Annotated in this window: 14 protein-coding genes, 1 tRNA gene and 1 pseudogene; 13 read left to right on the forward strand and 3 right to left on the reverse strand. The window is 37.1% G+C overall.

All coding sequences use genetic code 11. The features are described 5' to 3' along the window. The first annotated feature begins 40 nt into the window (after positions 1-40). The 3 genes from porM to AACP56_RS06550 all read left to right on the forward strand — a co-directional run bounded on the left by porM (position 41) and on the right by AACP56_RS06550 (position 3,715). Positions 41-1,612, forward strand: coding sequence for a type IX secretion system motor protein PorM/GldM (porM, locus tag AACP56_RS06540; protein WP_339337003.1), 1,572 nt, complete (start codon positions 41-43; stop codon positions 1,610-1,612). 20 nt (positions 1,613-1,632) lie between these two features. After that, entirely contained in the window at positions 1,633-2,535 is a 903-nt protein-coding gene (gene porN, locus AACP56_RS06545) for a type IX secretion system ring protein PorN/GldN (protein ID WP_339337004.1), read from the forward strand. Between the two features lie 124 nt (positions 2,536-2,659). Then, positions 2,660-3,715 (forward strand): NAD(P)/FAD-dependent oxidoreductase, encoded by a 1,056-nt coding sequence (locus tag AACP56_RS06550; RefSeq protein ID WP_339337005.1) that lies wholly within the window; start codon positions 2,660-2,662, stop codon positions 3,713-3,715. On the opposite strand, the gene AACP56_RS06555 is transcribed toward AACP56_RS06550, so the two are convergent. After that, positions 3,712-4,092: a DUF983 domain-containing protein gene (locus AACP56_RS06555; RefSeq protein ID WP_339337006.1), complete on the reverse strand. Its 381-nt coding sequence runs from the start codon at positions 4,090-4,092 to the stop codon at positions 3,712-3,714. The genes AACP56_RS06550 and AACP56_RS06555 overlap by 4 nt on opposite strands. Before the next feature lie 99 nt (positions 4,093-4,191). Here AACP56_RS06555 and AACP56_RS06560 point away from each other — a divergent pair, with 99 nt between their 5' ends. The 6 genes from AACP56_RS06560 to AACP56_RS06585 all read left to right on the forward strand — a co-directional run bounded on the left by AACP56_RS06560 (position 4,192) and on the right by AACP56_RS06585 (position 13,222). Next, on the forward strand, positions 4,192-6,102 hold the full coding sequence (locus tag AACP56_RS06560) for an ABC-F family ATP-binding cassette domain-containing protein (RefSeq protein ID WP_339337007.1): 1,911 nt from the start codon (positions 4,192-4,194) through the stop codon (positions 6,100-6,102). Between the two features lie 147 nt (positions 6,103-6,249). After that, entirely contained in the window at positions 6,250-7,137 is an 888-nt protein-coding gene (locus tag AACP56_RS06565; RefSeq protein WP_339337008.1) for a leucine-rich repeat domain-containing protein, read from the forward strand. Positions 7,138-7,292: 155 nt separating this feature from the next. Beyond that, positions 7,293-8,429: an efflux RND transporter periplasmic adaptor subunit gene (locus AACP56_RS06570; RefSeq protein WP_339337009.1), complete on the forward strand. Its 1,137-nt coding sequence runs from the start codon at positions 7,293-7,295 to the stop codon at positions 8,427-8,429. Continuing rightward, positions 8,426-11,716, forward strand: coding sequence for an efflux RND transporter permease subunit (locus AACP56_RS06575; RefSeq protein ID WP_339337010.1), 3,291 nt, complete (start codon positions 8,426-8,428; stop codon positions 11,714-11,716). Before AACP56_RS06570 ends, AACP56_RS06575 begins: the two co-directional genes overlap by 4 nt. Then, the gene (locus AACP56_RS06580; protein WP_339337011.1) at positions 11,716-13,038 is read left to right on the forward strand and encodes a TolC family protein; all 1,323 of its coding nucleotides are present in this window, start codon (positions 11,716-11,718) and stop codon (positions 13,036-13,038) included. The genes AACP56_RS06575 and AACP56_RS06580 overlap by 1 nt, the downstream gene beginning before the upstream one ends. 1 nt (position 13,039) lies before the next feature. Then, positions 13,040-13,222 (forward strand): CPXCG motif-containing cysteine-rich protein, encoded by a 183-nt coding sequence (locus AACP56_RS06585; RefSeq protein ID WP_339337012.1) that lies wholly within the window; start codon positions 13,040-13,042, stop codon positions 13,220-13,222. A 32-nt stretch (positions 13,223-13,254) separates the two neighbouring features. Here AACP56_RS06585 and AACP56_RS06590 read toward each other — a convergent pair. Continuing rightward, positions 13,255-13,327, reverse strand: a tRNA-Met gene (locus AACP56_RS06590). Positions 13,328-13,646: 319 nt separating this feature from the next. Beyond that, positions 13,647-17,435, reverse strand: a complete 3,789-nt coding sequence (locus AACP56_RS06595) for a hypothetical protein (protein WP_339337013.1) — start codon at positions 17,433-17,435, stop codon at positions 13,647-13,649. Between the two features lie 162 nt (positions 17,436-17,597). Between AACP56_RS06595 and AACP56_RS06600 the strand changes: the two genes are divergently transcribed. From AACP56_RS06600 to AACP56_RS06615, 4 genes and pseudogenes are all read left to right on the forward strand, one after another. Further along, positions 17,598-18,473, forward strand: coding sequence for a HEPN domain-containing protein (locus AACP56_RS06600; protein ID WP_339337014.1), 876 nt, complete (start codon positions 17,598-17,600; stop codon positions 18,471-18,473). Between the two features lie 137 nt (positions 18,474-18,610). Next, positions 18,611-20,158 (forward strand): annotated as a pseudogene (locus AACP56_RS06605) (DUF6035 family protein); the annotation flags it as partial. Positions 20,159-20,324: 166 nt separating this feature from the next. Beyond that, a complete protein-coding gene (locus tag AACP56_RS06610) occupies positions 20,325-20,633 on the forward strand; it encodes a DUF6660 family protein (RefSeq protein ID WP_339337015.1) in 309 nt (102 codons plus the stop codon). Positions 20,634-20,758: 125 nt separating this feature from the next. After that, positions 20,759-21,307 (forward strand): efflux RND transporter permease subunit (locus AACP56_RS06615; protein WP_339337016.1); only part of this gene is annotated, 549 nt, incomplete at its 3' end.

The following is a 21,307-nucleotide window of genomic DNA, read 5'->3' on the forward strand; positions in this document are numbered from 1 at the left end:
AATATCCAAACCAAATTATTAATTAAATCTAGTTAGAAAAATGGCATCAGGAAAAGCAACCCCACGTCAGAAGATGATCAACTTAATGTATTTGATCTTCATCGCGATGTTGGCTTTAAATATGAGTAAAGAAGTTCTTGCAGCATTCGGATTAATGAATGAAAAGCTAGAGACTTCCAATACTAAAATGACCGCAAGCAACGAAGGTTTTTTCGAAGGCTTGGCAACCAAAGCTTCTGAAAATGCAGAAGAATACGGTGAATTATATAAAAATGCTCAGGAAGTGAACAAGCTTTCAAATGAGTATTATGCATACTTAGAAGGATTGAAGAAAGAAATGACTGCGGATATAGAAGATCCTAAGGATTACGTGGTCATGGACAAATCTGATTTTTTAGATGGTAAATTCTTCCAAGGAGACAATTTAACAGAAGAAGGACAAAAGTTCTTGGATTTTGTGAACAATTACCGCGAAGGTGTAGTTAACGCACTGCCAAAAGATAAGTTTAAAGATATCAAAGAAGCAGTAAGAGTACGTTTTTCCACTGGTGATGAAGAAGGTAAAGTTGAGAAACGCGATGGTACACGTCAAGATTGGATAAATTATCATTATGAGGGCTTCCCAATGGTAGCTTCATTAACGAAGTTGACACAATTACAAGCTGATATAAAAACTACCGAACAAGAAGTTCTTAAGAGTTTGTTGGAAGGTAACTTAACTGAAGCAGTTTCTTTAGAAAACTTTAAGGCAAAACTTTATGCAAGTAAATCTGCCTTTTACAGTGGTGAGAAGTATGACGGAAAGCTTGTTGTAAGTAAAACCGATAAGACTTCAACTCCAGTAAGAGCAGAATTGACTTTGGACGGAAGAAAATTAGCTGAAGGCAAAGATTACCGTTTAGAGGCAGGTGGCATCCAATTATTAATTGGTGCTGGTGCAGCTGGAGACCATAAGGTAACAGGAACAATGTTCTTTATGCAAGATGGTAAGGAAGTGCCAGTTGAGGTAGAAGACGTTTTTGCAACAATTTCTAAGCCTAATGCTGCTTTAATTGCTGCGGATAAGATGAATGTGGTATATCGCGGGGTAGCTAACCCAATGTCTATCTCTATACCTGGTATTCCTAACAATAAAGTAAGTGCTAGAGCTACTGGTCTTAGACAAGTTAGTGGTAGCAAGTATATTATGAACCCTGGTAAAGGTAGGACTGTTAAGATTACAGCTTCTGGTACGTTACCTGATGGACAAGGAATCTCTACAACGTCAGAATTCCGTATCAAGGATATACCAAGACCATCTGGAGCTATTAGAGGTGAAGCAGGTAGTGTTAAAATGCCTAGAAGAAACCTAGAGATTTCTACAGTTTCAGCTATGTTAGAAGACTTTGATTTTGACTTAAACCTAGGAATTAGTGGATTTAAGTTTAAAGTTCCTGGTCAGCCAACAGTGGTTGTTAGAGGAAATAAATTAAATGCTGCTGCTAAATCTGCCCTTAAAAGAGCAAGAAGAGGTGATGCAGTACAAATATTTGACATTCAAGCTTACATCTCAAATAACAAGAGTTACAAATTAAAGAAAGTATCTCCTGTAGTTGTAGAGCTTACAAACTAATAAAGTAAAGTATAGTAATGATGAATTGGAAAAATGTTTTAGTAATCGGAGCGTTCAGCTTCTTGCCCATATCAATGGTGGCACAGGCAAATATTTTAAATGCCAAAACACCACAGGAGGTAGGTAAGAAAACCGAGGCCCAAAAGGCAGCGGATAACGATGCCCCACTTGATTATGGTTATGTTGACGATAGGGATATCCTTTGGTCAAAAACCGTATGGGAGACCGTCGACTTAGATGAGCGTGTTAATTTTCCGTTATACTATCCAACTGATACCATTGGTATTGGTGCAGACAGAAGGTCTTTGTACCATGTTTTGATGAAAAACATCCAGAATGGAACATTGACTGATGTATATACGGATTCATATTTTACTGAAAAGCGAAATTTTGGCGACCTTACTGCTACGTTGCAGAAAATCGATACTACAGATTTAGGGTACGAACAAATAAATGCAGGCGAACAAATCTCTCAAGAGTTTATTAACAGAAGGGATTTAGGAGCTGCGGATATTGAGGAGTACAGAATTAAAGGTATCTGGTATTTTGACAAGCGTCAAGGGGAACTAAAGTACCGTTTGTTAGGAATTGCTCCTGTTGCTCCAGATGTCAACTTTATTGATGACGAGTCAACAGACCAAAATGCAAATAAAGTTGAGTTGTTTTGGGTATGGTACCCAAGCGCAAGACAGATTTTGCATGAGGCTAAGGTCTTTAACCAACGAAACTCTGCACAACCCATATCTTTTGATATGTTGTTGAATGCAAGAAGATTCAATGCCGTTATCTACAAAGAGGATAATGTACATGGTGACCGTAATATTGACGATTATGTTTTTGACAATGCTTTGTTCCAATTATTGGAAGCCAAGCGTATAAAGGAAACTATCCGAGATAAAGAGCAAGATATGTGGGCTTACTAGCCTCAGAATACATAGAATTTTCCAATTCAATAGATATAAACGCCGCACTTAAGTGCGGCGTTTTCTATTATATTCCTACGTAGGCAGGAATATTTTTAGGCAATCTAGTTTAAATTTGCACCCTATGCTAGATTATTTAGTAGTTGGATTGGGACTTGCAGGGATTTCTTTCTGCGAGCAGCTTGAAAGGAATGGTAAATCGTTTCAAGTAATTTCGGATAACTCTCAGCAAGCTTCGTTAGTTGCTGGGGGATTATATAATCCAGTTATTTTAAAACGATTTACAATGGCATGGAATGCCAAGGAACAATTGGATTTGGCTATGCCATTTTACCAGAACCTTGAAAAGAAGTTAAAGGTACGGTTAGACTATAAAGTTCCTGTTTTAAGAAGGTTTGCTTCCATTGAAGAGCAAAATGCTTGGTTCGAAGCTTCTGATAAAGTTGGACTTGATTTTTTTCTATCTACAGAAATCATACAGAATAAGAATTCAAAAATTTTTGCCCCATTTGGATATGGAGAAGTAAAATATACTGGTAGAATAGATACCAAAACTTTACTGGATAAATACAGTAGCTATCTTTCTAATAAAGAACAATTATTACAACAAGCCTTTGATTATGGTCACCTAAAGATTCTCGATGATGCGATAGGTTATAAGGGAATTAAGGCAAAACAAATTGTGTTTGCCGAAGGCTTTGGCCTTAAAACCAATCCGTTTTTTGATTATTTACCCCTAAACGGTACAAAGGGAGAGCTGCTTACAATTAAATCACCAGATTTAAGAGAAGATAGAGTTATAAAATCTTCAGTTTTTATAATTCCGTTAGAGAATGATCTATATCGTGTTGGAGCCACTTATAAATGGAAGGATAAAACCAATATTCCTACAGAAGCCTCTAAAAATGAGTTGTTGGAAAAGCTACAAAGCTTTTTGAAGTGTGATTTTGAAGTGGTAAAACATGTAGCTGGAGTTCGCCCAACTGTTGCAGATAGAAGGCCATTGGTAGGAGGTCATCCCAAACACAAAAATTTATACGTCCTCAACGGTTTTGGATCTCGCGGTGTTATGATAGCGCCCTACGCTTCAAAAAAACTATTCGATTATATTGAGAAAGCGGAGGAAATAATATCAGAAATGGATTGCTCTAGATTCACTAAAAAATACTACAAAAACTAATTCGCTAGATTTTTATCGTACTTCATAAAGATATTGATCCAAATATTTCGGGAGAGCCTAATTATAATTGGTAAAAACACTACCATAGTAGCTACAATTGCAATAAAGGAATTTAATAAAGACGCTCCTACTATTAGAAAAGAAATCACAAATGCAGCCATTGCAAAAGCAATACCTACACCATAACTTACATACATGGACCCATAGAAAAAAGAAGGTTCTATTTTATATTTTGTTTGGCAGTTGGAGCACCTTTCATGCATTTTAAATAATTGTGAAATATAAAATGGATTTTTATTCACATACATGCTTTCACTATGGCATTTAGGGCAACTTCCTGTTAAAATACTGTAGAGTTTGTTTCCTTTTTTTAACATTTGCAGAGCTTTTAGCAAAAATAAGTATTGTACCCAATTTTTGGCACGGTACGGTCATATAATAAGCTGATTTTGTAATAATGAAATTATATTGAAAGTATGCTAAATATCCATAACCTCTCGGTTGCTTTTGGGGGGGAATATTTGTTTGAAGAAATCGCTTTTAGATTAAATGCGGGGGATAGGGTTGGACTAATTGGCAAGAATGGCGCAGGGAAGTCTACCTTGCTCAAATTATTGAGTAAAGAAATGCTGCCTGACTCAGGAATTATTGCTTCAGATAAGGAGATTAAAATAGGTTTTTTAAAGCAGGATATCGATTTTGAGCAAGGGAGGACTGTACTTAATGAGGCTTATCAAGCTTTTGAGGAGCTAAAAAAGCTAGAGACGCAACTTGAAGATATTAATACCCAACTGGCTGAGCGAACAGATTATGAAAGTGAGGGATATAACCAGTTAATGATAGATTTAAATGATGTAACACATCAGTATGAAATTTTAGGAGGATATAACTATCAAGGAGAGACTGAAAAAGTACTTCAAGGATTAGGCTTTTTACGTGATGATTTTAATAAAGCCACGGATACTTTTTCTGGCGGATGGCGCATGCGTATTGAATTGGCAAAATTACTACTTCAAAGTAATGATGTCTTACTATTGGATGAGCCTACCAATCACCTAGATATAGAATCCATTATTTGGTTGGAGCAGTTTTTAAGAAACTACTCCGGAGCGGTTGTGATTGTGTCCCACGATAAAATGTTTTTAGATAATGTGACCAATAGGACCATAGAGATTTCATTGGGGAGAATCTACGATTATAACAAGCCCTATTCTAAGTATCTAGTACAAAGAGCTGAAATTAAAGAACAACAACTAAACGCACAGAAAAATCAGGAAAAACAAATACAGCAAACTGAAAAATTGATTGAAAAGTTTAGGGCTAAAGCAAGCAAAGCTTCCATGGCACAATCGCTCATTAAGAAATTGGATAAGATCGATAGAATTGAGGTTGATGCTGATGACAACAGCGTAATGAAACTTAGATTTCCTGTTTCGATTACACCTGGAAAAGTAGTGGCTGAGCTAAAAGGACTTTCAAAAAGTTATGGTGACAAGGAGGTTTTAAATGGAATTGACCTTTTGGTAGAGCGTGGAAGCAAAACCGCTTTCGTTGGACAAAATGGACAAGGAAAAACTACACTGGCCAAAATAGTTGTTGGCGAACTGGAACATGGTGGCCATTTAAAGCTGGGACATAATGTACAGATCGGTTATTTTGCCCAAAACCAAGCGGAATACTTGGATGGTAGCAAGACCATTTTAGATACGATGATAGATGCCGCTAATGAGAGTAACAGAAGTAAAGTTCGTGATATTTTGGGTTCTTTCTTATTTCAAGGCGATGAGGTAGATAAATATGTTCGGGTCCTTTCAGGAGGCGAACGTAACAGATTAGCTTTAGCAAAAATGTTGTTACAACCTTTTAATGTTCTTGTGATGGATGAGCCAACCAATCACTTGGATATTAAATCCAAAAATGTTTTAAAACAAGCACTACAAAATTTTGAAGGGACTTTGGTATTAGTTTCCCATGACCGTGATTTTCTACAAGGGTTAACCAATAGAGTATACGAATTCAAAAAAGGAAACATCAAAGAGTATTTAGGGGATATTGACTTTTATTTAGAACAGCGAAAAGCTGAAGATTTTAGAAAAATTGAAAAAGGAGAGAAAAAAGCAAAAATTGCCAATACTGATAATCAATCAAAAAATGATTATAAACTTCAAAAAAAGGCAAAGTCGTTACGTAATAAGCTTAGTAGTATAGAAAAGAAAATTAGCGAGCTAGAAAAAGTAATCGCAGAATTGGACCACCAACTTCTTATGAATTATGATGAGGCAGCAGGAAAACCTAACTTTTTTGATGATTACCATAAGAAAAAAGAACAGTTGGAAAACCTAATGGCAGAGTGGGAAAACCTTTCCATAGAAATAGACTCCATATAGAAGTAAGCTTACACGGCGGAAACATGTTTTCACCACACTTTTTGGAACTTTCACAACATAATTTTAAATGTTCACTTCATTTTCTTGGGGATTAACCACAAGTGCGCTTTATTTGTAAGTAAATTCTTATCAACGTAAATCTGACCAATGAAAAAATTTACTTTTTTAAGCTTCCTTCTTCTTTTTGTTTCTACACTATCTTTTGCATTTTCAGACATTTCTTCTAGTGAGAAAAAAGTACTTATTGATTTGTTCAACAGTACACAGGGAAAGAAATGGAATACTTCATGGAATTTAGATGAACCTGTATCCACTTGGAAGGGTGTTGTCATCAAAGAAAACCATATTGTGGGCATTAATTTGTTTCACAATAACTTAAACGGTTATTTGCCAGAAAGTTTAGGGGATTTAAAAAAGTTGGAATACCTTAATCTTGCTTTCAATGGTATTACTGGTGTTTTACCAAAGGACATCGTTAAGCTCGAATGTTTAAAGGTCTTAAAGTTGGAAATGAACAGAATTAAAGGTGCATTACCGGAAGGTATAGGTAATCTTAGAAATTTAGAGGAATTTTCTATGTTCAATAACTTTTTGAACGGTCCAATCCCAGAGAGTTTTGGTAATATTCCAACTCTTAAAATATTAAATCTTTCCAGTAATAATTTAAAAGGTGTTATACCTGGGAGTCTTGGGAACCTTAGAAATCTCCAGACTTTAGGGTTGTTCGAAAATGCTTTAGAGGGAGAAATACCCAAAGAAATGGGCAATCTTGAAAAATTGGAAGAGTTGGTTTTGGCCAATAATCAACTTGGAGGAGAAATACCAGAAGAGTTAGATCAGTTGGCAAGTTTAAAGGTTTTACAAATTCAGAACAATAGAATAAAATCTTTCAGAGGAATTCAAAAAATGAAATCAAAATCCTTATTGGTTTTTGATACGGACGAAGAAAAATACAATTCAATATACAACAATTCGGCATTTGACAATTCTAGAATGGCGGATACAAAATTTGAAGATGTAGACGATAATGAGTAGTTAGTTATACTTTAGTTTGTTTGGTTCGGGGATGCAGAGGTGCATCCCCTTTTTTTGTTTTGTGATTGGACTATAACATTAAACATTTATGAAATCTTTAACCAAGAACCATGTATCTTGGTAATAGTTTTGCAAACACTAATCAAACTGCTTTAATGCGTAAAATACTTATCTCTGTCTTGGCAGGAGTCCTTATTATCGGAGGGTCCATTTTTGCCGCTAAATATATCATCAACAGCAAGGAAAGCCGTCGCCCAAGACCTAAAAAGGTAATAAAAACGGTCTTTGTGGATACGGTTAAAAACGGTGTCGTACCTATAATAGTTCCTGCAAATGGCAACTTGGTTGCTAAAAATAGGGTTGAACTTTATGCAGAGGTACAGGGCGTTTTTAGGACTGGGAGTAAGCTTTTTAAAACTGGTCAAGAATATAGGGCTGGTCAAACGCTTATTCGTATAGATGCTTCAGAATATTATGCAAGCGTCCAGTCTGCAAAAAGTAATCTTTACAACCTGGTTACTTCAATCATGCCAGATTTACAATTGGATTATCCGGAGTATTTTTCCAAATGGCAGCAATACTTGTCAAATTTCGATTTAGAAAAAACGACCCCTAAACTTCCCGAAATTAGTTCGGATAAAGAAAAATACTTTATCACAGGGCGGGGAATTTTTAGCAGCTACTATAATGTAAAGAACCTTGAACAACGCCTTTCTAAATATACTATTACAGCTCCTTTTTCAGGAATTCTTACTGAAACCCTGGTAACTGAGGGAACCTTGGTAAGAGCGGGTCAAAAATTGGGTGAATTTATAAAGACGGATGTTTACGAACTTGAGGTTGCCATTAGTAAAACCTTTGCAGATTTCTTAAAAGTAGGGGAAGAAGTTTCCCTTACCAATCTTGATAAAACCAAGGAGTATATTGGAAAAGTAGTCAGGGTAAATGGTAGGGTTGACCAAGCTTCGCAAACTATTACTGCTTTTATTGAAGTAAAAGGGAAAAATTTAAAAGCAGGACAATATCTTGAAGCTAATTTAAATGCTAAAAGTGAAAATGATGCTATTGAAGTCAATCGTTCTTTGTTAATAGACAATAGTCAAATTTATGTGGTCAGGGATTCTGTCTTAAACTTAATAGATGTTTCACCAGTTTACTTTACAGACAAAAAAGTAGTATTAAAAGATGTGCCAAACGGTGAAACTATTGTTTCTAAACCTGTTGTAGGTGCCTATGCAGGAATGCTGGTCAAGGTTTATGGAGCAAATACTGAAGAAAAAAGTGCTGAATGAGAAAACTAATTGAGTATTTTATTAGGTATCATGTTGCGGTAAATGTAATTATTATTGCCTTTTTTGTTTTTGGTATTGTTGGGGCCTATTCTTTAAAATCATCATTCTTTCCACTTACCGAATCGCAGAATGTTTTAATCAGTATTGCCTACCCAGGAGCATCTCCACAAGAAATAGAGGAAGGTATTGTCCTTAAAATTGAGGATAACCTTAAAGGTTTACAAGGTGTGGATAGGGTTACATCTACTTCACGGGAAAATTCTGGATCTATAAATGTAGAAATAGAAAAGGGAAGGGATATAGATTTTATGCTGTTAGAAGTCAAGAATGCCGTGGATAGGGTACCTACCTTTCCAACCGGGATGGAACCTCTGGTTGTCTCTAAACTTGAAGCTGTTAGACAAACAATAAGTTTTGCTGTCAGTGGCGAATCTATTTCTTTGGCTACTTTAAAACAAATAGGGAGACAGGTAGAAAATGATTTACGAGCTATTGATGGAATTTCCCAAATCGAAATTTCAGGATATCCTGAGGAAGAAATTGAAATAGCTGTAAATGAAAATAACCTTTTGGCCTATAATGTATCATTTAATGAAGTGGCCCAAGCTGTAACCAATGCAAATATTTTGGTTACCGGTGGTAATATTAAAACAAGTGCTGAAGAATATCTGATAAGGGCCAATAACCGCTCTTATTTTGGGGATGAGCTTTCAAATATAATTGTTAGGGGAGATGCTTCAGGTCGTACCATAAGACTTAAAGACGTTGCTGAGATTCGTGATCGTTTTTCAGAAACCCCAAACACAACTTATTTCAATGGGGATTTGGCCGTAGATATTACCATTACCAGTACCAACACAGAGGATTTAATAGGTTCCGCAGAAAAGGTAAAGGAATATATAAATGATTTCAATCAAAAATACAATAATGTCCAATTACACGTTGTGGACGATCGTTCCATAACCTTGACACAACGTACAGAATTATTGACCGAGAATGCAATTGTAGGGATGATACTAGTCCTGATATTTCTCTCCTTATTTCTAAATACCAGGTTAGCCTTCTGGGTTGCTTTTGGACTTCCTGTAGCATTTTTGGGAATGTTTGTCTTTGCCCCAATGCTAAATGTTACCATTAACGTACTGTCTCTTTTTGGGATGATTATTGTCATAGGTATTTTAGTGGACGATGGTATTGTGATCGCCGAAAATATCTATCAACATTATGAGAAGGGCAAAAGCCCCATTAGAGCAGCTGTAGATGGCACTATGGAGGTAATTCCACCTATAGTTTCTGCCATAGTTACTACAATTTTAGCTTTTTCAATTTTTCTTTTCCTGGATGGCAGAATTGGTAATTTCTTTGGTGAGGTTTCGGTAATTGTAATTCTTACGCTAGTAGTATCATTGGTAGAAGCCCTAATTATTCTTCCAGCCCATTTAGCTCATTCAAAAGCACTTAGAAAACAATCGGATAAACCTAAGAATACCATAAGCCGCATATTTTCAAAATTAAGGGTAATCAATAAAGCTGGAGACCAATTCATGGTTTGGATGCGTGATAAAATGTATAGTCCGGCTTTACGATTCACATTAAAATACAAGGTGCTCACCTTTGCTTTTTTTGTCATGGCATTGGTACTTACTTTTGGCTCAATTGGTGGTGGAATCATAAGAACCGCATTCTTTCCAAGAATAGCTAGTGATAGGGTAGCAATTGAATTGTTAATGCCTAATGGAACCAATGAGAAGGTTACGGATTCGATAATTAGTTTAATCCAAGACAAAGCGATCATTGTTAATCAAGAACTGACTGAAAAATATTTGAAAGGAACAGATAAAGTACTGTTTGAAAATATGATTAAGAATGTAGGTCCTGGATCAGCTGCAGCTAGACTTGTCATAAATCTATTGCCTGGTGAGGAAAGGCCAGATGAAATTAGGGCAGATTTAATAACAACCAGATTACAAGAATTGGTTGGACCAGTGATTGGTGTTGAAAGCTTGGTTTACGGCTCGGGAGGGAATTTTGGTGGATCTCCTGTATCTGTATCACTTTTAGGCAATAATATTGAAGAACTAAAAGCAGCAAAGACAGAACTAAAAACTGCACTGATCAATAATTCATTATTAAAGGATGTTGCGGACAATGATCCTGCAGGAATAAAAGAGATTCAGTTAGAACTAAAAGAGAATGCTTATTTACTGGGCCTGGACCTTAGAACTGTTATGAATCAGGTAAGAGCCGGGTTTTTCGGAGTACAGGCACAACGTTTTCAAAGAGGTCAAGACGAGATACGTGTTTGGGTGAGATATGATAGGGAAAATAGGTCTTCCATAACCAATTTAGATGAGATGCGTATAGTAACACCTACTGGTTCAAGAATACCGCTAAAAGAGATAGCAAATTATGATATAGCAAGGGGAGATGTCGCAATAAACCATTTAGAGGGGCAACGGGAAATTCAAATAAATGCTGACCTTAAGAACGCAGAAACTACAAGTGCCCCTGATATAATGACTTGGATTAAGGATGATATTATGCCTGAAATACAATCCAAATACCCTACGGTTACCGCATCTTATGAAGGGCAGAATAGAGAACGTGTTAAGTTGATGAATTCTGTAAATTTTGTTGGTTTAATAGTACTTGCTTTAATCTACATTACTATTGCTTTTACGTTTAGGAGCTTTAGCCAACCGCTACTTTTATTGCTGCTTGTACCATTTAGTCTAACTGCGGTTTCATGGGGGCACTGGGTTCATGGTTTCCCAATCAATATTTTATCCATGTTAGGTATAATCGCCCTAATCGGGATTATGGTTAATGATGGATTGGTACTTATTGGAAAATTTAACGGGAACCTTAGAGAGGGCATGCGCTTTGACGATGCTATTTTCGAAGCGGGTCGTTCACGATTTAGGGCTATTTTTCTAACTTCAATTACTACGATTGCTGGATTGGCTCCATTATTATTGGAAAAAAGTAGACAAGCGCAATTTTTAAAGCCAATGGCAATCTCTATTGCTTACGGAATTGGCTTTGCAACCATATTGACATTACTGATGCTGCCACTTTTCTTATCATTTAGCAATAGCACTAAAGTTGCTTTTAAATGGTTAGTGACAGGTAATAAAATCACCAAAGAAGAAGTTGAACGTGCCATAAAAGAAAAGAATGAGGAAGAACGGGAACGCCAAGAAGAACAAAAGAATAAAATAACTGAGAATGGTTCTAACAGAGATTTTGAGGGTAAAACTCAAAATGAACTAGAAGAAATTTTATAATGCGCACAACATATATTTTACTTTTTGTCCTATTTACTTTTTTAAGATACCCACTATATGGGCAAGAAGAAACTTTATCTAAGGGAGAAGCAGTAAAGCTAACTCTAGAAAATAATTTTGGAATTACAATTGCGAAGAACAATCTTAAAGTTGCAGAAAATAACAAAGGATTGTTAAACTCGGGTTTTTTACCATCATTAACAGCAAATGGAGGAGCGTCTTACGATAATAATGACCAAGAAGCAACTTTTCAAGATGGTAATTCCAGAACGGTAGACGGTGCAGAAACAACAAGATACAATGCCTCTCTGGATTTAAATTATACCTTATTTGATGGTCTGGGAAGGTGGTATGACTATAAGCGCTTAAAAGAGGAATATAATCTAAGTGAACTACAGGCACGTGAAACTATTGAGACAACAATGTTACAATTGTTTACGGTGTATTTTGAAGTGGCTAGAGTATCAGAAAATATTGCTGTATTGGAAGAAACATTTGCTAATACCCGAAACCGGTTAACGCGTGCAGAATATAGCTTTGAGTATGGGCAAACCAATAAATTGGATGTCCTAAATGCCCAAGTTGATAAGGTTAATGATAGTATTAACCTTATGAATGAGATACAAACCCTTAAAAATACACAGCGCGATTTAAATGTACTGCTTAATCGAGAATTAAGTACAGATTTTAAAGTGGATACAACGGTTGTTTTTACAGACCCAATTACACTAGAGGAGTTTTTAATTGATGGCGAAGCAAATAATATTCGGATGCTACAAGCTGAGAAAAATATTATGATCAATGACTACAGCTTAAAGTCAGGCAAATCTGTTTTTCTACCAACTATTGGTTTAACAGGTTCTTATGGATGGAATGAAGGAAATTTTCCTGCTACTAATTTTTTGGCATCAAACACATCTACGGGTTTTTCTGCGGGAGTAAATTTATCTTGGAACCTTTTTGATGGAGGAAATGGAATTACTCAGATAAAAAATGCTAAAATCCTGTTGGATTCCCAAGAAACTTTGGAGCAACAAATTAAGCAAGAGATACGTCGTGATATTGCTAACGCCAAAGGTAATTACAGCAACAGACTTAAAGTCTACGAGTTGCAGGAGCAAAATGTGGTAACTGCTACCAACAATTATGAACGTTCCAACGAGCGTTATAAATTGGGTCAAGTATCTTCTGTTGAATTGCGACAAGCTCAAATTAATCTGTTAAATGCGAAAACAAGTAGAAGCTTGGCGAAATATAACGCTAAACTTGCCGAATTACAGCTACTACAATTAACAGGGCAGTTGTTAAATGTAGATTTGTAAGATGTTTGAGCACTTTTTTCAATGTCCTTATTGTTGGGAAGAAATATCCATGTTTTTAGATACTTCTGTTTCAAGTCAGACTTATGTGGAAGACTGTGAGGTATGCTGCAACCCTATTGAAATAAACCCCAGATTTGAATCTAACGAATTAACTTCTTTTGAAGCTAGAAATATAGAACAATAAAAAAGCTTCAGAACATTCTGAAGCTTTTGTAGTAGCGGGGACTGGACTCGAACCAGCGACCTTCGGGTTATGAGCCCGACGAGCTACCTACTGCTCTACCCCGCGATATGGGTTTTTATCTCACTTGTTTCAGGACTTCGGGTTATGAGCCCGACGAGCTACCTACTGCTCTATCCCGCGGTTTTATAACTCTTTAATTAACAGCGAGTTAATAATCGCTTAAATTTCATGAACTACATACAGCGTATGCGGTTTCATATACGGTAAAAGTATCATAAAAAAGTTTTGTTTCAAAAAGATTCGTATAGATTTTTTAGAAATAATTATACCACCTTCACTTGTGGGCAATCATGGCGACATTAATTTTATTTCAGACAGAAGCTCTGTTTACACCCTCAGAAAAGGAGGATTCTTAAAATTTGGGTCAATACTCCAATTTATCTCTTTCAGCGCGATCATCCATTCTTTTTGCGTCTATCAAATATCTTTTTGATAACCTTTGAAGTATCGCGGCAACATTAGGATATTTTGATTTTATCCTTGAAGCCAATTTATTGAAATACTTGGCTTTATTACGTTCTATGTCGCCGCCTTCTAAGGCACCCCTTGAGGAAAAACTTCTCTTGTTGCTGGTGGCACTTGAAAAATTCCTTTTTAAGCTATCCGTATTTATTCGCTCGATAATTTTGCAGATTTCATCGGGCGGCCATTCCATATCGGTTTCCGGATACTGAGCCAAACTTTGCCCTATTTGTGCATCAGCTACCTCGATACGATCTGCTTTCTTGGCCAAACTTCTTACGCGATCGATCCAGCTCAACAATTTATCCGTGTCAATGGTTCCATCTGTTCCAACCCCAGGAATACCTTTCCATGAACTCAAAAGCTGATAGGCTTGTTTTGCACGCTCCTGAATATCCGGATCAGAAGTGTCTTTTGCTTCGGCCTCTGCTCTATCGTTAGCTTTCGGCCTATAAGCCCACTTTAACAATTCAATAAAGAAATCCGGGTTTTCAGAAAGTTCTTTATGAAGAATTTTTGGACTTCTGTGGGCACCATACCTTGCCAACACAGGAAGATACAACCATTCTAAGTTTATGAGCTTTTGGTGCTCAACATCGTTCCTTGCGTCAAGCACCTCAAAAATTTTGGAGAGTTCATATTCCCTGAAGTTGACTTTTTCATTTGCCTTGACTAAGGCCGTTTTCTCTAATAGTTCAACCAACAAATCCGATGGGATGTCCTTAAAAATTGTATGTCCACTATTGATAATTGTAAAAAATCTCTTAAAATATATCAGCCGTTCTGTACCATATATTTTTTCTTTTTGGCTTAAATTATGAAATCTAGGTAACATGTTGAGCCAATATTTTTCGACCAATTCGTCCTTAGTGTCGTCTATGAAATCCCAAAGTTCTTTCGATTGATCCAATGGTATGAACAAATGCGCCAACTGTTCATTGCTAAAATCTCCTTTTATTCCTTCATAAAATTTCAAAAGCCACTCAAAACCATTCTCGTGAACCTTAAAGTATATGTAGCTGTGCACAAACCATTCTTCAAAATCTCCTGTTTTCAGAAGTTTTAGTACTACTGTCAACACAGATCCATGGTTATCCGTTATATTGGCCAACGCCTTGCCAAAACTCCATTTCTCCTTAACGTCGGAAGCTAATTCAAGAGTTTTTCCAATGCCCACTTCCTTTAAAATAGCCTTTAAACCTTTTTCTCTTTCTTCGTCAATCTTTATTTCCTGTGTTTTATAACGATCGACGGCCAGATCTTCAACATCTTTAAAGCCCTCTGGAAAATGGGGCCAGTGGTCGTTAAAAAGCCATATATGTCTTTTGACGGTATTTTGAGGCTCTAGTTTTTTGTAGAGGTCTTCATAATCAGCCAATACTTTTTCCGGTAAAGCCCAATCGGTTTCGGGGTGTGACCGATGATGGTTTAGGATTTCCCTAATGGCATCCCAAGTAACAAATTTGTTACGTTTCAAATCTGGAACACTCTGATTCGCCAATTTTAAAATTTTAACCCTATCAGGCGGGGAAAGTTTCACAGAATTTTTTATCAGTTCGGCCAATTTCTCATCGGAGTCGTCAAAAATTGAAATAAGTAAATCGACGACAGTGGAATATGTGCCAAAGATTTCATCATAGGTGTACGTAAGATTTAGATTCTCGGCAAACAAACGCCATCTCATTTTGTGGGTTGGCTGTGCAACACCCAAGCTATCGGGCAGCATACTCAACAATAGTACCCAACCTAATTCTTTTTCCTCAAATACCGCCCTTTTCAATACATCCATTCTCTCGGAAAAATCAGCGAGGGTCTGATAGTGCCATGGCTTATAAATTTCTGCAAGGCTATTGATAGGTCGATTTGATAAATTTCCACCTGGATCCAATTTAGATAACTTTAATAATAGAACGGTTGTTTCATACAAGTATTCAGGAGCCCAAGCCAATCCCTCCAATGCCCACAACAAACCGGTATGATTACTATTTTTATATAAGAACCCTTCATGCTCCTCGAACATTTCCATAATTGGGGGCGGGTCCTTAGACAGCGATCTATCGACCGAATTAAGGAAAACTTCTGGGGAAGCTTCCGAAATTAGTGGTAACTCATGATCGAACGATATCCAAATTTTGCCGTCCGCATCATTAAGCAATCGACTTAGTAGTCCATCCACCCAATCTTGTGGCATAGCAAGCTGGGGAATTTTAAGATTTTTCCCAAAGTGCGCTATCAGTATCAAAGACTGTATCAATCCTTCTCGCGCCCAACCAGAAAATTTTTTCTCCCGACTTAAATATTGTACGTCAGAAAATAACGGATTGGCATCCTCTATATCGGGATTTCCATTTTGAAAAGCGTTTAGAAAGCACTGCCCTAGAAGTTTTAAGTCTTCTTCCAGTAGTACAGGTGCCAAATGCGTCCATGCATCCAATGGGGAGAGTAGCCTCCAAGTTTCGCCTATTTGAATTATCGGAGACTCATCGATATCCCTCCAGTATGCTATGACCTTGATATAGTCAGAATAGGTCTGACCCGATAGTTGTTCCAGAAGCTCCCTATCTCCAAGGTGGTTTTCGTTCCATCTACCGAGCAGTAACGCAGGTACTATATCTCGGATATCTTCCTTATATAGCCAATTTGCGGAAAAATGCGGAAAACCTATCAACCTTTTTAGAATTGTAATGTTGCGACCTGATTCCCTAGAATACTTTATTGCCTCTTCCCTGGATAGGCCCATATCAATTAGACTGGCTACTTGTCCATCTTTTTCAATCGTTGGGAGCACAATGGTATCTTGATTGAAAGAATCATCCCCTCCGAGCGGAACAAGCACATGATGACCTTTGGCTATTGCCGCATAGAGGGGTTGGGTGTCTTCAAATCTTGGGATTAGGTTGAGAGCCGTCGTGTTAATGCGAATACCTCTATAATTTCCTTCAGTATCGACCAATAGCGTTTTAGAAAAGAATGTCTCGTTCAGTGGTTGATCAAATTGTTTTGCACAAGCAATGATAAAGGCGATCGCTTCCCCCTTGGTAGAAGCCTTAATACCTTTAATAGCAGGACTGCCATTTAGAAAATTTGCCAATAATTCCATTTCCTTTTGCCGTCCGGAGGTAACCGTCTCAGGAGGCAAAATTCCAGCCGGTCCTGAAGACCATTCCTCCCAATATTCATCAGCCGTTACAATACCGTCCATAGGATATTTTCCGATGTAACTTGAGAACCATCTGGCAACAGCCATAGTTGAATCCAACCATTGCGCTAAATCAGAAGAGTCGTATACCCTTATATCCTTCCATTTCTTTTCGGCAATCTTTTCCTTTCTCCATTTCTCTTTGAACTTCCAAAATCTTGGTGTTACAAAAACAAAAGTGGATTGGTCTATGTCATAACCCAAGGGATCGGCAGTTCGTTTGGAATATTCTTTTTCTGCTTTGCCCTTGACATTTGAATCTGTCCCAAACTCCCATAATGAAATTCCATCGGGAACATGGTTTCCACATCCGGAACATTTTACAACTCCGTCCCAACCTCCAACGGTCACAGCACTTCCGAACGGAATATCAACGAAAGTCGTATTCGGTGTAGAAGCCCTTACCAAACGCAACATCAAGTAGGGCAGATAGCCCATGGAATCATAAGTGTCTGCCCAGTTTTCTAGATCTTTTCTATCTATTAATTGCATTCGCTGATATTTTTTGCAATACTAATTGTCAATGACCATTGAAAAATGGTAAGAACTTATCATTTGCTATTCGTAAATTTAAGAAAGTATATCGGCATGCCGGTTTATGTTTTACAAACTGATTGAAATATCAATATTATTCACGCAACGCGTACATCCCTTATGAGAATAGCTGTTAACACTTGGCTAAATATTGCCTATAAAGATTTGGAATCTGCAATCATACTGCATCAAAAAGGACATTTTAGAAACTCCTATTTCCTGTTCCAGCAGGCAAGCGAGAAAGCCAATAAAGCGGCGGCTCTTTTCTCCGGCGATTTTACAGAAAAGGAAGTAGAGGAGGCATCCCACAATCAATTTAAAATCCCCAGAAAAATTATGGTGCAAAAACAAGAGAAAATGAAGGCTGCAATAGGACTTCTTGAACTCTATCCAATGCCAAAGGATTTAGAGCCGTTTTCTAATGAAGGTTTTGCCAAATACTATAGATCAATTTCGGATGGCGTTCGCGTCATAGACAGTTTGAAAAATTACGATTTGGTCAATTTTACATTGGAAGATCTCGATGGCTATCTAGAATTGCTAAAAGGGTTAAAAACCATAGCGTATCAGTTTCCTGAAAATAGCAATTCAACACTTAGATCCCAAATGCAAGCCATGGCAAAATACATTGGCCAATTTGGTACGGGAGATGCTTCAAAAACAGAAAAGGAAATCATGGAATTGCTTGCGGATGAGAAAAAATCGGATATATATTTTCAAAATTTAATGCGCCATTATTTTCCGATTCAACTTGATTCTATATTTATTGATTATACGTTTTACTTCTGTGCGCTATTGACCATTCAACATAGTTCATTGACAAGGTATCCTAAAAATGGAATCAATCCAGAGAGCATCTATATCAATGAACTGCCAATTGTACAAAAGCAACTGGATTTTATGGAATTGTTAAAGGAGGCGATACTTCGATTGCAGAAATTGAATGTAAAAAAACAAGAGTTACAAAACTTGTTTTCGAACCCTACCACTCCTTAATAATAGAAATGACGTTTCAAAGATCTATAAAGGTAGCATTTGACAAAACTTCTGGAGAGATTCTTGAAGCGGATGATGTCTTTGACACAGCCAAAAATTCATTTGAACTTCGCAGGTAGTATCATAGAGATGAAGTAGAACTTTACTGCTGCGAGTGTGACCAAAAGTTGAATGTTTCCAGTAGCAAATACGATAGACTTCATTTTAAGCACCAACCAAATGCGTCGTTCTGTTATTTAAAAGAAGCCAACCTATCGCAAGAGGAAACGGACCAAATGGCACAGCTTTATCGGGGAAAAGAAAGTGCAAGGCATAAAACACTCAAGAACAAAATAGCCGAAAAACTATCCAACATTGATGGTGTTCATTCTATCTGCGTGGACGATACCTTTATTTACGACGAAAATGAAAAACGCAGGCCCGATGTGTATTGTAAATATTTGTACAAAGAACTGGTTTTCGAAATACAGTTATCCGATTTATCCCTGCGCTATATCTATGACCGCCATGATTTTTACAAACGGAAAGGAATCTTTCTAATTTGGATATTGGATGATTTTGATGTTCATGGCCAGCGACAAATGGAACGCGATATCAAATATCTTACGGATTATCAAAACTTCTTCAAACTGGATGAAGAATCAGAACCTTTTAGATTACTGTGTACGTACAAATATCCATTTCTGACGGATGACAATAAATTGCTCAGCAAATGGCTGGAAAAATCAGTCAGCATTCAGCAACTCAAGTTCAATGTTGAATCCTATCAGATTTATTATTTTGACTATGGAGGAAAATTGAAGATTAGAGAGAAGGAACATGCCAAACTTCTTCAAAAGGAAAAGCAAGAGGAAATCAAAAATCAAGAGCATCGAAGGCAGGTAGTGGCGGAAGAAAAAGCAAGTTCTATAATAGATGACCTTCGATTCTTATGGCAAAGTAAAGGTTATAATTTTTCTTCAATCGAAGAACACATGGAAGCTTTGGACGAATTCGAACTATCTGTATTGAATGATTCCGATGCTTTTAAACCTAAAGATGGTCAGCCAAGAATCCACCATTGGTTTTCAATTGCAAAAAAGGGCCATATGGGTTTTCTTGAGCATATGATCGATAGTGCATATTTGGAAATCGATTTAAACGAAAAATCAAAGGACAATGCTACGCTTCTTGGAACGATGTTTAGAAATAAAGCTATTGAGCATAAAATGTGGCTTTTAAGAAAGCTTATCCGAAAAGGATATACACTAAAAAAAGAGGACGAAACAATATTGGCCCAAATCGAAACAGATCCTGTTGAATACGAATCGACATTAATAATTTTTCGTTTGGCAAATGAGCTTAATAGCAGTTATATGATCGATGAACTTTTCGAACACAAACCTCTTATTTGCATAATTGAAAGCGCAAAAAGAGATGAGATTATTGGCTACAGATACCAGAAAAATCAATGGATAGCCTTTGCAAACAATGCTATTCATAGTTATACCGACTATTGGAGTTACATCGAAAAGGCCTTTAAGAACTATGGTATCTGGGAAAAATTGATGCTATTGGACAAAAAGAAAACATTTCATAAAAAGTTGGCAAAGTTCCATGCTACGAATCCAAAACAGAAAGTTGATTGCATACCCTTGCTCAACGTCCTATATCCTGAATTGAAAAAAGAAGAATCCGAATGGTAGTTGGAATTTGTAAAAAAAGGGCTATTTAATTCGTATTCGCACAAGCGTAGATAGCCATTTATTAAGGCTTTCAGGTTTATTAAGTCTTAAATAATATTTTTGAGTTATCTCTCCTTCAGGACTTCTTTGCAACACAGTTGCACCAAAATATTTTTATCTTTGCATCGTGAAAGTTGTAGCAATCATACTATCGTTTTATTTTTTGGCACTCAATGTAGTGCCTTGTAGCGATGCGACAAATAGTGCCGATGATACCCAAGTTGTTACAGTAATTGATATTGATGGGGACCACGACCAAGACTGTGAGTTATGCTCGCCTTTTTGCCAATGCCATTGTTGTCACGTTCACACGATAAATTTTGGGCTTGTTGCATTTCAACCGCTACAGCGTGCTATTCCTCAAGAATTCTTTGTCCATTTTGATGACCTTGGCAAAGATATTCCCCATTCCCTTTTTCAGCCACCTCGGGCATAATTCAGTTTTAATAGGATAACTATATCCTGTTTTGACGTGTCCATCTATTGGATTCGTCAACATTGTGCATTGCATTTTATTCAAAGTACAAAACAAGAATTTCAACTGAATTAACACCCTTATCTATGATTAATAGAATCATTGATTTTTCAATCAATAACAAATTTATAATCGGTCTGCTCACGCTGGCATTGATTGGTGCCGGCATATACAGTATGACCCAAGTCCCTATCGATGCTGTGCCGGATATTACCAATAATCAGGTACAGGTCATCACACAATCGCCCAATCTGGGAACGGAAGATATTGAGCAATTTGTAACCTATCCCGTGGAAGTTGCAATGAGCAATCTGCCCAACGTCAAGGAAATCCGTTCGGTATCCCGCTTTGGGCTTTCCGTAGTAACGGTCGTTTTTGACGATGATATGGGTACCTATTTACCGCGTCAACTTGTTTCTGAAAAACTAACAGAAGTACGTGAACAAATCCCAGAAGGTTTTGGGCAGCCAAGTATGGGACCAATTTCAACAGGCTTGGGGGAAGTTTATCAATACACCCTGAAGGTAGAACCTGAATTTCAAGATAAGTATTCATTGTCCGATTTGCGCACAATGCAAGATTGGATTGTACAGCGGCAAATGGCAATGGTGCCTGGCGTTGTGGAAATTAATACA

The organism is Croceitalea sp. MTPC6 (genome assembly GCF_036985525.1).
Classification (GTDB): Bacteria; Bacteroidota; Bacteroidia; order Flavobacteriales; family Flavobacteriaceae; genus Croceitalea.

Excerpts from the sequence above, each read along its gene's own strand:
- AACP56_RS06600 (WP_339337014.1), top strand. The coding sequence starts at position 17,598 with ATGAGAATAGCTGTTAACACTTGGCTAAATATTGCCTATAAAGATTTG.
- AACP56_RS06570 (WP_339337009.1), top strand. The coding sequence starts at position 7,293 with ATGCGTAAAATACTTATCTCTGTCTTGGCAGGAGTCCTTATTATCGGA.
- AACP56_RS06560 (WP_339337007.1), top strand. The coding sequence starts at position 4,192 with ATGCTAAATATCCATAACCTCTCGGTTGCTTTTGGGGGGGAATATTTG.
- porM (WP_339337003.1), top strand. The coding sequence starts at position 41 with ATGGCATCAGGAAAAGCAACCCCACGTCAGAAGATGATCAACTTAATG.
- porN (WP_339337004.1), top strand. The coding sequence starts at position 1,633 with ATGAATTGGAAAAATGTTTTAGTAATCGGAGCGTTCAGCTTCTTGCCC.
- AACP56_RS06555 (WP_339337006.1), bottom strand. The coding sequence starts at position 4,092 with ATGTTAAAAAAAGGAAACAAACTCTACAGTATTTTAACAGGAAGTTGC.
- AACP56_RS06565 (WP_339337008.1), top strand. The coding sequence starts at position 6,250 with ATGAAAAAATTTACTTTTTTAAGCTTCCTTCTTCTTTTTGTTTCTACA.
- AACP56_RS06575 (WP_339337010.1), top strand. The coding sequence starts at position 8,426 with ATGAGAAAACTAATTGAGTATTTTATTAGGTATCATGTTGCGGTAAAT.
- AACP56_RS06585 (WP_339337012.1), top strand. The coding sequence starts at position 13,040 with ATGTTTGAGCACTTTTTTCAATGTCCTTATTGTTGGGAAGAAATATCC.
- AACP56_RS06580 (WP_339337011.1), top strand. The coding sequence starts at position 11,716 with ATGCGCACAACATATATTTTACTTTTTGTCCTATTTACTTTTTTAAGA.
- AACP56_RS06595 (WP_339337013.1), bottom strand. The coding sequence starts at position 17,435 with ATGCAATTAATAGATAGAAAAGATCTAGAAAACTGGGCAGACACTTAT.
- AACP56_RS06550 (WP_339337005.1), top strand. The coding sequence starts at position 2,660 with ATGCTAGATTATTTAGTAGTTGGATTGGGACTTGCAGGGATTTCTTTC.